The organism is Eubacterium sp. AF36-5BH, assembly GCF_003460505.1.
Classification (GTDB): domain Bacteria; phylum Bacillota; class Clostridia; order Lachnospirales; family Lachnospiraceae; genus Eubacterium_G.
The window spans coordinates 286,209-299,919 of the sequence record NZ_QTVG01000002.1; the positions used below are offsets into that span (position 1 = coordinate 286,209).

Annotated in this window: 11 protein-coding genes; 9 read left to right on the top strand and 2 right to left on the bottom strand. The window is 33.1% G+C overall.

Translation table 11 applies throughout. The annotated features are described in order from the left end of the window. Positions 1–197 precede the first annotated feature (197 nt). Entirely contained in the window at positions 198–1,088 is an 891-nt protein-coding gene (locus DW006_RS02750) for a hypothetical protein (RefSeq protein WP_117998948.1), read from the top strand. Between the two features lie 95 nt (positions 1,089–1,183). Continuing rightward, positions 1,184–2,059 carry a hypothetical protein gene (locus DW006_RS02755; RefSeq protein WP_117998949.1) on the top strand — a complete coding sequence of 292 codons (876 nt, stop codon included), beginning with the start codon at positions 1,184–1,186 and terminating at the stop codon, positions 2,057–2,059. A 151-nt stretch (positions 2,060–2,210) separates the two neighbouring features. On the opposite strand, the gene DW006_RS02760 is transcribed toward DW006_RS02755, so the two are convergent. Beyond that, the gene (locus DW006_RS02760) at positions 2,211–3,716 is read right to left on the bottom strand and encodes a polysaccharide biosynthesis protein (RefSeq protein WP_158561050.1); all 1,506 of its coding nucleotides are present in this window, start codon (positions 3,714–3,716) and stop codon (positions 2,211–2,213) included. Between the two features lie 79 nt (positions 3,717–3,795). Between DW006_RS02760 and DW006_RS02765 the strand changes: the two genes are divergently transcribed. Further along, positions 3,796–4,938, top strand: coding sequence for a cysteine desulfurase family protein (locus tag DW006_RS02765; RefSeq protein ID WP_117998951.1), 1,143 nt, complete (start codon positions 3,796–3,798; stop codon positions 4,936–4,938). A gap of 57 nt (positions 4,939–4,995) precedes the next feature. Here DW006_RS02765 and DW006_RS02770 read toward each other — a convergent pair whose 3' ends face one another. Next, positions 4,996–5,763 (bottom strand): histidinol-phosphatase HisJ family protein, encoded by a 768-nt coding sequence (locus tag DW006_RS02770; RefSeq protein ID WP_117998952.1) that lies wholly within the window; start codon positions 5,761–5,763, stop codon positions 4,996–4,998. 252 nt (positions 5,764–6,015) lie between these two features. On the opposite strand from DW006_RS02770, the gene gap reads away from it, so the two are divergent. The 6 genes from gap (at position 6,016) to DW006_RS02800 (ending at position 13,710) form a co-directional block, all read left to right on the top strand. Further along, on the top strand, positions 6,016–7,032 hold the full coding sequence (gene gap / locus DW006_RS02775) for a type I glyceraldehyde-3-phosphate dehydrogenase (protein ID WP_117998953.1): 1,017 nt from the start codon (positions 6,016–6,018) through the stop codon (positions 7,030–7,032). 122 nt (positions 7,033–7,154) lie between these two features. After that, the gene (locus DW006_RS02780; RefSeq protein ID WP_117998954.1) at positions 7,155–8,360 is read left to right on the top strand and encodes a phosphoglycerate kinase; all 1,206 of its coding nucleotides are present in this window, start codon (positions 7,155–7,157) and stop codon (positions 8,358–8,360) included. A 291-nt stretch (positions 8,361–8,651) separates the two neighbouring features. Continuing rightward, positions 8,652–9,404, top strand: a complete 753-nt coding sequence (gene tpiA, locus DW006_RS02785; protein ID WP_117998955.1) for a triose-phosphate isomerase — start codon at positions 8,652–8,654, stop codon at positions 9,402–9,404. Between the two features lie 65 nt (positions 9,405–9,469). Further along, positions 9,470–10,759 carry a hypothetical protein gene (locus DW006_RS02790; RefSeq protein ID WP_117998956.1) on the top strand — a complete coding sequence of 430 codons (1,290 nt, stop codon included), beginning with the start codon at positions 9,470–9,472 and terminating at the stop codon, positions 10,757–10,759. 12 nt (positions 10,760–10,771) lie between these two features. Further along, positions 10,772–12,313: a 2,3-bisphosphoglycerate-independent phosphoglycerate mutase gene (gpmI, locus tag DW006_RS02795; protein ID WP_117998957.1), complete on the top strand. Its 1,542-nt coding sequence runs from the start codon at positions 10,772–10,774 to the stop codon at positions 12,311–12,313. A gap of 77 nt (positions 12,314–12,390) precedes the next feature. Next, the gene (locus DW006_RS02800) at positions 12,391–13,710 is read left to right on the top strand and encodes a CapA family protein (RefSeq protein ID WP_158561051.1); all 1,320 of its coding nucleotides are present in this window, start codon (positions 12,391–12,393) and stop codon (positions 13,708–13,710) included. The last annotated feature ends 1 nt before the right edge of the window (position 13,711 follow it).

The following is a 13,711-nucleotide window of genomic DNA, read 5'->3' on the forward strand; positions in this document are numbered from 1 at the left end:
TTTAGAATAATTAACATTTCAAGAAATATAAGAAAAGAAACATTGAATGTAATTATAACAACAAAGATTGAATTGTGTAGGAAAGGATATTTGGTAAACGCTTTTAGATTTATATACAAAAATGAATTTAAAAACTTTTGCAATATTTTTTGTATGTAATACGTTTAAAAAGTATAAATAAAAGGAGGTACTTTGATATGAAAAATAAAAAAGCAGTAAAACTATTAGCAACTATTAATATTTTGGCAATGTTGACTATGTTAGGACAGCCGGTTGTAAAGGCGCAACAACCAAAAGATATTTATCCTGTAGAAATTAATGAAACTAATTTCCCGGATGAACTTATTAGAAAAGACATAATTAACATAGTAGATGATAACAAGGACGGAAAGATAGAAAAAAGTGAAGCTGACAAAGTTCATTATTATTCAATTAATTTCTATGAAGGACTTGGAAAACTAGAAAAATATAATACAGGATTGGGAGAATTTGTAGATGAACCGGCTACTATTAATTTAAAAGGATTAGAGGTACTGGAAAATTTGGAGGAACTCTCTGTTGGTATTGAGCATAAAATCAAATTGGAAAATCTCAGTACAGTAGAGAAATTTAAAAAATTAAAGAAATTAATTTTGCTTAATGGAACAAATACAGCATTAGACAAGATTAATCTTGAAAACAATAAGAATCTTAATACCTTAGTGATTTGTGGCAAGCTTAAAAATAAAAATCTTAATTTCATAAAGAAAAACAAAGAACTAAAGAATGTTAATTTTACATATTTGCGAGGCATTAAAACTTTGGATTTCTCTAAGAATAAGAAATTAAAAAATGTTGTTATAGCAGAAGGAGACTTTAAGAAAATTAATTTTGGAAAAAATAGTAATTTAACTAAACTTCAGATTGATATGAGCAACAAGTTTACGGGATTAAACATAAAAGGTTTGAAAAAACTAAAAAAATTAAGAATTACTCAATGTAATAAAATAAAAAGAATTTATTCAGGAAAAAAGCAAAAGGTGAAAAGTGTAAAAGTAAAAGACTGTAAGAGAATATCAAAGAAGGATGTTAAAAGAATAAAAAAATAAATACTTGAAAAGCGTTCTCAACCATTTTTTTATAATGGGAATATTTTTAGGATGTAATACGTTTAAAAAGTATAAATAAAAGGAGGTGCTGTGATATGAAAAATAAGAAAGCAGTAAAACTATTAGCAACTATTAATGTTTTAGCAATGTTGACTATGTTAGGGCAGCCAGTTGTAAAGGCACAACAACCAAAAGAGGAGTATTTAGTAGAAATTAATGAATCTAATTTTCCAGATAATTTACTTAGAAGATACATGAATTTGGTTGTTGACTCAAATCAAAATGGAAAGATTGAACAAGATGAAGTTCAAAAAATAAAATATCTGAAATTAGGTGAATATGAAGGTGAAGGCGAGCTGGAAAAATTTACTAATTTAGGTGATGAAGGTGTAGTAAGAAATTTTAAAGGCATAGAATATCTGACTAATCTTGAGAAAATGAAGATAGCAATTCCAACTAAAATGACAAATAAAGAATCTCTTTATAAACTTACTAATTTAAAAAGTGTAACAATGCTTGGTGGATTTGGAAAAACAGATTTAAAGACTTTTGATTTTTCAAATTACAGAAAATTAAATAAAATTCAAATTGTTCAATTGAACAACCTGAAGAAAATCAACATATCAAAGAATAGTAATTTAAAAAGCTTCGAGTGTTGGGCAGGTGGTAAATTAAATGAAGTAGATTTTTCAAAATGTAAAAAAGTATCAAATATAAAAATCGTAGATACTAATATTAAAAAAATTAACATTGGAAAAAATAAAAAGTTAAAAAGCATTACCATAAAAAATGACAACAGTTTAAAAAAGATTGATATTTCCAAAGCCGGAAAAATTAAGTCTTTAAAAATTGTAAATGCTCCAAAGCTGAAGAAAATTATTACATCTAAAAAACAAAAGATTAAAAGTGTAATAGTAAAAGGATGTAAAAACATCAAAAAAAAGGACATAAGGAAAATAAAGAAAAAATAGAAAATAAACAAAAAGTAAATAGAAATACTATAGTAAAACAGGATGGAAGTTGAAAAGCTTTCATCCTGTTTTTTGTAATGGAAAAATTTTTAACTAGAGGCATACTTAGCGCGTAGAATATCATAAGTCATATTTACTGATTAAAACACATTTAAAACTGCTTAATATTTTTCCAGTAAGTATAAAAGAAAAATGAAAAGACACCGGCTAAAACTACTGCGCATACTCCGTTAGAAAAGTAACTATACAAACGTGTTTCTGAATTACAAAAAGAAAAAATATATCTGATAAGATAACAGCAAAGCATACTTATACTTAGCCAAATTACAGGCTTAATTATAAAGTCCATGCAATTAAGTTTGTGTCCAATATTCTTTTTTATACAATAATTATGCAGTAAAGTAGTTATAAGATTGCTACCAAGAAGTCCCCATAAATATCCTTTAATACCGATTGCAGGAACCAAAAACCATAGACAGAAAAGACGAATAACAGTTCCAACAACATTATGTATAAAAGCCTGATTAGTTTTGCCAAGTCCATGTAATATGGCACCCATGGTAATGGACAAATACATAAAAGGGCATATCCAGGCAAGAATTTTTATATAATCACCAGCCTGTCTGTGACCGAAGATTTCGCCACCAATAAAATCTCCAAAATACAGGAAAAATCCAATAAAGAAAATCCCCATAATTATAGAAAAACAAATAGAAGTTTCCGTAGCTTTTTTTACCTGATTATTTTTACCGCTGGTGTTAGCGTCTGCAATGGCAGGCAAAATCATGGTTGAGACAGAGGTATTAATTGCCAAGGGAAAAGTTATAACAGGAACTGCCATGCCCGTTAAAATTCCATAGACACTAAGAGCATTGTCCTTTGACAAACCACTTTTAACCAAAACAATAGGCACTAAAATTGCTTCAAAACATTGGAGAAAAGTTATCATGATTTTGTTAATTGTAAGCACATAGGAAACAGAAAAAAGTTTCTTCATGGATACAAACAAATCTTTAATTTTAAAAGAGTATTTTGGTTCTCCTGTCAAAGCAATAACACAGAAAATCACACCAATAAATTCTGAAATAATCATGGAATAAACTGCAACCATAGGTGTAATTTCGATTTTGTTTGTTATGACAACCATACCAATAATATAGACAGATGCTACTTTTGCAAGTTGTTCAAGCACTGTAGAAAAAGCAGGAACAAAAGTCTTTTTCATACCAAGATAATAACCGGTTATACAGGAGTGAAAAGCTGCAAGGGGGACAGTAAGAGACGCATATTTTATCATTTCATAACACTGGCTGTTTTTTATAATATTAACAGAAATAGGCAGAGCAAATTTATACAAAATAAAAGCCGTAAAAGCAGACAGAACAGCAGACATTACAAGGCTGCTTATTAAAATCATAAATTTGCTGTTTTTGTTTTTGCTTTCTGCAACAAATCTTGAAACAGCTATTTGGATACCACCGCAACTTACAGAGGTGGCAAATCCCAGAACCGGAAAAATTAATTGAAAAAGGCCCATTCCTTTTGCACCCATTAAGTTTGAAAGGAATATTCTATATAAAAAACCAAGAATTCTACTTAATAAAGTGGCAGATGTAAGGACAATGGTTCCTTGAATAATTTGCTTTTTTACAGACATAGTACCACCGAAAAACACTTTATTATAATTTATTCTTAACATTAAAAAAAAATGCTATTAATATTATTAAGGAGAAACCATGATTTATTTGGACAATGGGGCAACAACAAAAATATGCAAAGAAGCAGCAGAAGCCATGGAACCATATTTAAATGACATGTATGGAAATCCGTCAGGCATATATACATTATCAAAAAAATCAAGAAAGATTATAGAGGAAACAAGGGAGAAAATAGCCGGAGTTTTAAACTGCAAAGGGGAAAATATTATTTTTACGTCAGGAGGAACTGAGTCGGATAATTGGGTTTTGGAAAACGCAAAACAGTGGGGAAATCATATTGTTACTTCAAAAATAGAACACCACGCTGTTTTAAATAAATGCAGTGAGCTAGAACAAAAAGGTATGCATGTTTCCTACATTGGAACAGACAGAGAAGGGCTGATAAATCCCTACGAAATTGAAAGTTACATTAGGAATGATAAAACAATAAAAACAGGGCTAATTTCCATAATGTATGCAAATAACGAAATTGGCACAATACAGGAAATAGGAAAAATTGCGCAGATTGCTAAAAAACATAATATACTGTTTCATACAGATGCTGTGCAGGCTTTTTGCCATGTACCAATTGATGTGGAAAAATTGCAGGTGGATATGTTAAGTGCCAGCGCCCACAAGTTTTACGGCCCTAAAGGAATAGGCTTTTTGTATATAAAAGAGCCGAAAAAAATGAATCCACTGGTGTATGGTGGAAGTCAGGAATTTGGCAAAAGAGCAGGCACTGAAAATGTAGCAGCTATTGTGGGCATGGGGGTGGCGGTAGAAACTGCCAAAAATATAATAACCAAAAGATTGGAAAAAGAGAGCAGACTTAGAGATTATCTAATTAACAGAATGTTAAGAGAAATTCCATACGTGAGATTAAACGGCCATCAGATAAAACGACTACCGGGAAATGCTAATTTTACAATAGCAGGAATTGATGGAACATCACTTGTAATACTAATGGATAATGAAGGTGTGTGTATTTCTGCCGGTTCAGCATGTTCTTCTTCATCAGATAAGCCGTCTCATGTTATAACCGCAATTGGCGTATCGGATAAATTTGCATACGGAACCATTAGAATTACATTATCCTACGAAAACACAAAAGAAGAGATTGATTACACAGTAAATAAACTGAAAGAAAATATTTTGAAAATGAGAAAAGCGGGAAATTAGAAAAGGAGCTGTGCGCCGGTGATTAGATATCTTTAAGGCGACAGCTCTATGTTTAAATTAAAGCGTAAATATTTTTAAATCAAAAGAATTAGCAATTTCGTATGCTTTATCAAAACCGTAACCAATGTATTCAGCTTTATGAGCGTCAGAACCAAGGGTAACATATTTTCCACCTAATTCCTTATATCTTTTAATAATATCAGTATGTGGATTAAAAAAGTCAAAACCTTTAGATAAGTTAGAAGTGTTAATTTCCAACTTAATGTCTTTTTCTATAATGAATTTTAAAATCTCATCAATAACATCCTGGTAATCACGTGGTGAATAGTTTGAGTCTCTGTTTGGACTGTATCTTACAACATAGTCTAAATGACCTAAAGTATCAATTTGGCTGAATTCTAATAAGCCTTCCAAAAGAGTTTTAAAATAAAGTTCAAAAGCATCCCTGTCCTGTCTGTTTTTCCAAAAATCTGTATAATATGGGTCCATGTTGTCCACAATATGACAGGAGCCAATTATAAAATCCAACGCTGATGCATTTATAAGCTCCAGGCATTGAGTACCTGTACCTTTCATAAGCCCCAACTCAATGCCTTTAAAAAGTTTAATTTTATTTTTGTATTGTTCTTTTTTTTGAGATAAAACCAAATTATATTTAGGAAGGTCAATAAGAGGAGTTTCGCCTTCAACAGGCCAGTTAAAATCCTCATGGTCGGTTATGACAATTTGGTTCATTTTTAACTCAATTGCTTTTGAAATAATATTGTCGATTTTTTCTTCTGAGTCAAAAGAAAATTTGCTATGAACATGATAATCTGAAAACATAATATTAGTCCTTTTTATTTTTTTGCAAAATTCACGTTAAAATTTAACTTAGAATTTTAAATAAAATATAGCAAAAACAACAATAAAAATCTACAATAACGTTTCATTATCAAAAAATTGACAAAAATTTAACAAAAAACCAAGAAAAACCATAAAAACACCTTGATATTTACAGAGTAATTATGTAAAATAATCAATAGGTTAATGAAAATTAACAATAAAAATTTTAAATTTTTCAGGAGGAAAAATCAAATGGCAGTTAAAGTTGCAATTAACGGATTTGGACGTATTGGACGTCTTGCTTTCAGACAGATGTTTGGTGCTGAAGGTTATGAAGTAGTAGCTATCAACGACTTAACAAGTCCTAAAATGTTAGCTCACTTATTAAAGTATGATTCATCACAGGGTAAATATGAAAAGGCTGATACAGTTTCAGCTACAGAAGATTCTATCATCGTTGATGGTAAGGAAATCAAGATTTATGCAGAAGCTGATGCTTCAAATTGCCCTTGGGGAGAATTAAACGTAGACGTAGTATTAGAATGTACAGGATTCTATACATCAAAGGACAAAGCACAGGCTCATATCAAAGCTGGTGCTCGTAAGGTTGTTATTTCAGCTCCAGCTGGAAATGATCTTCCTACAATCGTTTACAATACAAACCACAATACATTAAAGCCAGAAGATACAATTATCTCAGCTGCTTCATGTACAACAAACTGTTTAGCACCTATGGCTGATGCTCTTAACAAGTACGCTCCAATCCAGAGTGGTATCATGTTAACAATTCATGCTTACACAGGTGATCAGATGACTCTTGATGGCCCTCAGAGAAAGGGTGACTTAAGAAGATCAAGAGCTGCTGCAGTTAACATCGTTCCTAACTCAACAGGTGCTGCAAAAGCTATCGGATTAGTAATTCCAGAATTAAACGGAAAATTAATCGGATCTGCACAGAGAGTTCCAGTTCCAACAGGATCAACAACAGTTCTTACTGCTGTAGTTAAAGGAAAAGATATCACAGTTGAAGGTATCAACGCAGCTATGAAGGCAGCTTCAAACGAATCATACGGATACAATGAAGACGAAATCGTTTCTTCAGATATCGTAGGTATGAGATATGGTTCATTATTTGATGCTACACAGACAATGGTATCAAAGGTTGACGAAGACACATATGAAGTACAGGTTGTTTCATGGTATGACAATGAAAATTCATACACAAGCCAGATGGTTAGAACAATCAAATACTTCTCAGAACTTGCATAAGTTTAAGAATATTAAGATCCAAAAGGGTCCGGCTTTAATGGGCCGGGCCCTTTGTCTATGTATGGGCTTTTAGTTTATACAGTATGGATTTTTAAATATGAAAATTAGAAAGGAAAGTTAATATGCTTAACAAAAAATCAGTTGATGATATCAATGTAAAAGGATTAAAGGTATTAGTTCGTTGTGATTTCAACGTACCTTTAAAGGAAGGCGTTATTACTGATGAAAACCGTCTTGTAGCAGCTCTTCCAACAATCAAAAAATTAATTAATGATGGTGGTAAGGTTATCCTTTGCTCACATCTTGGAAAGCCAAAGGGAGAACCAAAGCCTGAATTATCACTTGCACCAGTTGCAGTAAGACTTTCAGAATTATTAGGACAGGAAGTTAAGTTTGCAGCAGATGATAATGTTGTAGGTGAAAATGCAAAAGCAGCAGTAGCAGCTATGCAGGATGGTGACGTAGTATTACTTCAGAATACACGTTATAGAGCAGAAGAAACAAAGAACGGAGAAGCTTTCTCAAAAGAACTTGCTTCACTTTGTGATGTATTTGTAAATGATGCATTTGGTACAGCTCATAGAGCACATTGTTCAAACGTTGGTGTAACAGAATATGTTGACACAGCAGTAGTTGGTTACTTAATGCAGAAGGAAATTGATTTCTTAGGAAATGCAGTAAACAATCCTGTAAGACCTTTCGTAGCTATTCTTGGTGGTGCTAAGGTTGCTGACAAATTAAATGTTATCAATAACTTACTTGAAAAGTGCGATACTTTAATTATCGGTGGTGGTATGGCATACACATTCGTTAAGGCTCAGGGCGGAAATGTTGGTATCTCTTTAGTAGATGACAGCAAGCTTGATTACTGTAATGATATGCTTAAGAAAGCAGAAGAATTAGGAAAGAAGATTTTACTTCCAATCGATACAGTTGCAGCTGATGGATTCCCAGATCCAATTGATGCAGAAATCGAAACAATGATAGTTCCAACAAATGCAATTCCTGATGACAAAGAAGGACTTGACATTGGACCTAAAACAAGAGAATTATTTGCTGATGCAGTAAAGAATGCTAAGACAGTAGTATGGAACGGACCTATGGGTGTTTCAGAAAATCCATGTCTTGCAGCAGGTACTATTGCAGTAGCTCAGGCTTTAGCTGATACAGATGCTACAACAATTATCGGTGGTGGTGATTCAGCAGCAGCAGTAAACAACCTTGGATTTGGTGATAAGATGACTCACATCTCAACAGGTGGTGGGGCAAGCTTAGAATTCTTAGAAGGAAAAGACTTACCAGGCGTTGTGGCAGCAAACGACAAATAACGCTAAGGCAAATGAGTCCATTTACACAAAAACAAATTAAGAACAATGAATGCTTGCATTCATTTGTTCAATGATTTGTTTTTGTGAAGCTGGCGAATGCCAGCGTGCTTATTGATGCTTTGCATCAATAAGAAAACGGCGAAAGAATGGTAGGTCATAACGTTGCCAGCGTGCTTATTGATGCTTTGCATCAATAAGAAAACGACGAAAGAATGGTAGGTCATAACGTTGCCAGCGTGCTTATTGACGTAGAACGTCAATAAGAAATGGCGAAAGAATAAAGGAGATTTCATAATGAGAAAGAAGATTATTGCAGGCAACTGGAAAATGAACAAGACTCCAAGTGAGGCAGTTGCATTAATTAATGAATTAAAACCATTAGTAGCTAATGATGAAGTTGACGTAGTATTCTGCGTACCAGCAATCGATTTAGTTCCAGCTATGGAAGCTACTAAGGGGACAAATATTAATATTGGTGCTGAAAACATGTATTTTGAAGAAAGCGGTGCTTACACAGGTGAAATCGCTCCTAACATGCTTACAGACATTGGTGTAAAATATGTTATCATCGGACATTCAGAAAGAAGAGAATACTTTGCTGAAACTGATGAAACAGTAAACAAAAAAGTTCTTAAGGCTTTCGAACATGGTATTACACCAATTATCTGCTGTGGTGAAACTCTTGAACAGAGAGAACAGGGAATCACAATTGATTTCATTCGTCAGCAGATTAAGGTTGCATTTAACAATGTAACAGCAGATCAGGCTAAGGAAGCAGTTATTGCTTACGAACCAATTTGGGCAATCGGAACAGGTAAGACAGCTACATCTGATCAGGCTGAAGAAGTATGTGCAGCTATTAGAGCTTGCATCGCTGAAGTATATGATGATGCTACAGCAGCAGCTATCAGAATCCAGTATGGTGGATCAATGAATGCAGGAAATGCTGCAGAATTACTTGCTAAACCTGACATTGATGGTGGTTTAGTTGGTGGAGCCAGCCTTAAGGTTGACTTTGGACAGATCGTTAATTACAACAAATAATATATAACCCACAGGACACTGTTCCGCAGTGTCCTGTTTTAGTAAAAAAAGGGGATAAGATAATTATGAGAACAGGTAGAATAAAAGTATTATTATCAATAGCTGCCGTATTGTTTATGTGTACAATGTTTAATTGTAATGCACAGGCAAAAATGAATGTGACAGTGTCACCGGCCAAATTAGTTCAAAATGCAAAAAAACACCCAACAGTATATGATAGCTCAGTTGCTCATTGTATGGCTTTAAATGAATATACAGAGAGCATGAGAAAAGCAGGAGGAGGAAAACTTACATTTAAAAAAGGAACATATAGATTCCAGTATTCTGTATGTATACCATCTAATGTAACAGTTGTTTTTGAAGATGGTGTTGTTATTGAGAATATATTTGATACAAAAGCACATATTAAACCTGCAACAGCTATGTGGCAGTTGGTTCCAAAGAACATGACTTACAAGAATAAGGCAATTGGTAAATATAATGGAACATCGAATGCAAAAATGATAGCTAAAGGCAAGGTTGTATTCGATATGAAGTATATTAAAGGTTTATCCATTGTAGCAGTTCATTGTAAGAATATTGAAATTTCAGGTATTACTTTCAAAGGTATGAATGGTAATCACTACATTGAAGTAAATGGTGCTAAAAATGTAAAAATTAACAAGTGCAAATTCAACAAAGCAAAGAAAGGTTCACCACAAAAAGCTTATGTTAAAGAAGCAATTAACATTGATATGGCTGATGAAATAACAGGTGGTGTTGGTTGTACTTGGGCAAAACAGGACAAAACACCATGTGTAAACATTAAAGTTACTAATAGTGTATTTCAGGGAATGAGCAGAGGTGTAGGAACACATAACTATTCTCAAACAAAGAAAAAGAAAAATATTTATCATTCAAAGATTTTAATTAAAGGAAATACTTTTAAAAATCTTTATGATGCAGGTGTTTATCTGATGAATTGGAAAAACACAAAGATATTAAATAACAGATTTATTAAAAATGGAAAAGGAAACAATCTAACAAGCACTAACACAGGTCATGCAATTTCAGGAAGTGGCGTTAAGAATATTACAATAACAGGAAATCATTTTAAACAAATTAAAAAGAATCCTATTAATTTTAACGGTCAGGAAAATGTAGGAAATGGTGCAGGTGCATATACTAGAATTTATGTATATATAACTAAAAAAGAAGCTGAAAAAATGCTTGATAATACTTCCGAAAAATGTGGTAACGATCCAAAGTTCCCAGGCTACGATGTAGTTTATTTTAGAAATGACGGAAGAAGAACAAAAGAAAACGCAGTGGGCATTAATTTTGCTAAACAAAAAGTAAATTTTAACATAGAATAAGGAGAAAAGAAAATGGCAAAGAAACCAGTAGTATTAATGGTCTTAGATGGCTATGGATTAAATGAAAAGACAGAAGGAAATGCTATTGCAATGGCAAACACACCTGTTATGGACAAATTAATGGCAGAATATCCTTTTGTAAAAGGAAATGCATCAGGTTTGGCAGTAGGACTTCCTGATGGTCAGATGGGCAACTCAGAAGTAGGTCATATGAATATTGGTGCAGGAAGAATTATATATCAGGATCTTACAAGAATTACAAAAGATATTGAAGATGGTACATTCTTCGAAAACAAAGTATTATTACAGGCAATTGAAAACTGTAAGAAAAACAATTCAGACTTACATTTGTGGGGCTTGTTATCAGATGGTGGTGTACACAGCCATAACTCACATTTATATGGTTTATTGGAAATGGCAAAAAAGAATGGCCTTGAAAACGTGTATGTACACGCATTCTTAGATGGTAGAGATACACCTCCTGCATCAGGAAAAGATTATGTACAGCAGTTAGAAGACAAAATGAAGGAAATAGGAGTAGGAAAGATTGCTTCATTATCAGGCCGTTACTATGCAATGGATAGAGATAACAACTGGGATCGTGTAAAATTAGCTTACGATTCATTAGTTACAGGAGAAGGTGTTAAGGCTACAGATGCTGTTAAGGCTGTAGAAGATTCATACGCAAATGACAAGACAGACGAATTTGTATTACCAACAGTTATTACAGATGAAAATGGTCAGCCATTATCATTAGTAAAAGATGGTGATTCAGTTATCTTCTTTAACTTCAGACCTGATAGAGCAAGAGAAATCACAAGAGCATTTTGTGATGACAAATTTACAGGCTTTGAAAGAGATTTCTTAAAATTAACATATGTATGCTTCAAGGATTACGATGAAACAATTCCTAACAAGCTTGTTGCATTTGAAAAAGAAGAAATTAAAAATACATTTGGTGAATTTTTAGCAGCACATGGAAAGAAACAGCTACGTTTGGCAGAGACAGAAAAGTATGCTCATGTTACATTCTTCTTTAACGGTGGTGTTGAAGATCCTAACGTGGATGAATTCAGATTATTAGTAAATTCTCCAAAGGATGTTGCTACTTATGACTTAAAACCAGAAATGAGTGCACCTGAAGTAGGTATGGACTTAGTTGAAGCTATTAAATCAGATAAGTATGACGTAATCGTTATTAACTTTGCAAATCCTGACATGGTAGGTCATACAGGTGTAATTCCTGCAGCAGTAAAGGCTGTTGAAAGAGTTGACAGTCTTGTTGGAGATGCTGTTCAGGCAGTAAAAGACGTAGATGGTGTATTGTTTATTTGCGCTGACCATGGAAATGCTGAAAAGATGATTGATTACGAAACAGGTGCTCCGCATACAGCACATACAACAAATCCGGTTCCATTTATTTTAGTAAATGCAGATCCTTCATGGAAATTAAGAGAAGGTGGATGTTTAGCAGACATTGCCCCAACACTTATTGAAGTAATGGGAATGGAACAGCCAAAAGAAATGACAGGAAAGTCATTGATAATTAAATAATAGCAATTAAAATAGTCATCAGACAAACTAATGTAAGTTAGAATTGTTTGATGACTATATTTGAAAAAAGGGAAATTATGACAAACAGAAGAAGAAAAGTACGCAAAAATTATAATAAGTATCATTCAATATACCACAGACATAGAAGATTAAACGTTAAACGTATAGTAATAAGTGTGGGTACATTAATTGTTTTAGGTGTATTAATGGTTATAGGAATAACGACCTTAGTATCAAACAACAAATCAGTTAAGGTTGTTCAAAATAATATAGAATTGCCAACAAAAGTAGCAGATAAAAAAGTAAAAAATACAGTTAAAAATGCAGCCCAGAATATTAAACCTACAGAAGTTTCTATAGTTGCAGTAGGGGATAATCTGGTTAGTGACTCGGTTCTTTATACTGCCAAACGTTATGGTGGTGGCAAATATGATTTTTCAGAAGTATTTGAAAAAATGAAATCTGATTTTAAGGCAGCAGATATTGCCATAATTAACCAGGAAACAATGTTAGGCGGAAAGCAGTTTGAATATCAGGGTTTTCCGTTATTTAACACACCTGATTCTATGGGAAGGGCTGTAATAGATGCCGGATTTGATATAGTTCAGTGTGCTTCAAATCATTCTTTGGATACCAAAGTTGAAGGTATGCAACATGCAATTAAGTTTTGGAAGAAACATAAGAATGAAATAATGATGGTTGGCTTAAATGAAAATGAGGAAGAATATAATAGTATACCAATTTACGAATGTAAGGGTATAAAATTCGCAGTTCTAAATTATACGTATGGACTTAATGGTTTAAAACTTCCACAGGAGTATTCATATATAGTTAATTTAATGGACAAACAACATAAAGAAAAAGTAAAATCCGATATTGAAAGAGCAGAAAAAGAAGCTGATTTTACAATTGTCCTACCACACTGGGGGCAGGAATATGTACAGCCTGAACCAATTAAGGAACAGGTGCAGTGGGCGAAGCTTATGGTAGAAGCCGGAGCTGATTTGATTATTGGAACTCATCCCCATGTATGTGAAAAGATTAAGTGGCTTAAAACAGACAATGGAAATAAGGCGTTGTGCTATTATTCATTAGGTAACTACACATCAGGTCAACAGCAGTGGGAAACACTTATGGGTGCCATGGCAACTCTTACAGTTAGAAAAGACAATAAAGGAACAAGAATTATAAAGAAAACAGCTGGAGTTGTGCCTACAATCAATCATTATGTTTGGGGCAAATCTGAAAATGTTATAAGAAAACAATATACCTACAGACTAACTGATTATAATGACTCAATGTTAAGAGAACATAGTATTCAATGGTATGATCCTGTAAAATATCAGGACTACGTTGATTTGTCCAAAAAAGTGTTTGGCAAATTTATAAAAAAATAAA

Coding starts and splice junctions, on each gene's coding strand:
- DW006_RS02790 (WP_117998956.1), top strand. CDS start 9,470: ATGAGAACAGGTAGAATAAAAGTATTATTATCAATAGCTGCCGTATTG.
- DW006_RS02770 (WP_117998952.1), bottom strand. CDS start 5,763: ATGTTTTCAGATTATCATGTTCATAGCAAATTTTCTTTTGACTCAGAA.
- DW006_RS02800 (WP_158561051.1), top strand. CDS start 12,391: ATGACAAACAGAAGAAGAAAAGTACGCAAAAATTATAATAAGTATCAT.
- DW006_RS02755 (WP_117998949.1), top strand. CDS start 1,184: ATGAAAAATAAGAAAGCAGTAAAACTATTAGCAACTATTAATGTTTTA.
- DW006_RS02780 (WP_117998954.1), top strand. CDS start 7,155: ATGCTTAACAAAAAATCAGTTGATGATATCAATGTAAAAGGATTAAAG.
- DW006_RS02765 (WP_117998951.1), top strand. CDS start 3,796: ATGATTTATTTGGACAATGGGGCAACAACAAAAATATGCAAAGAAGCA.
- gap (WP_117998953.1), top strand. CDS start 6,016: ATGGCAGTTAAAGTTGCAATTAACGGATTTGGACGTATTGGACGTCTT.
- DW006_RS02760 (WP_158561050.1), bottom strand. CDS start 3,716: ATGTCTGTAAAAAAGCAAATTATTCAAGGAACCATTGTCCTTACATCT.
- gpmI (WP_117998957.1), top strand. CDS start 10,772: ATGGCAAAGAAACCAGTAGTATTAATGGTCTTAGATGGCTATGGATTA.
- DW006_RS02750 (WP_117998948.1), top strand. CDS start 198: ATGAAAAATAAAAAAGCAGTAAAACTATTAGCAACTATTAATATTTTG.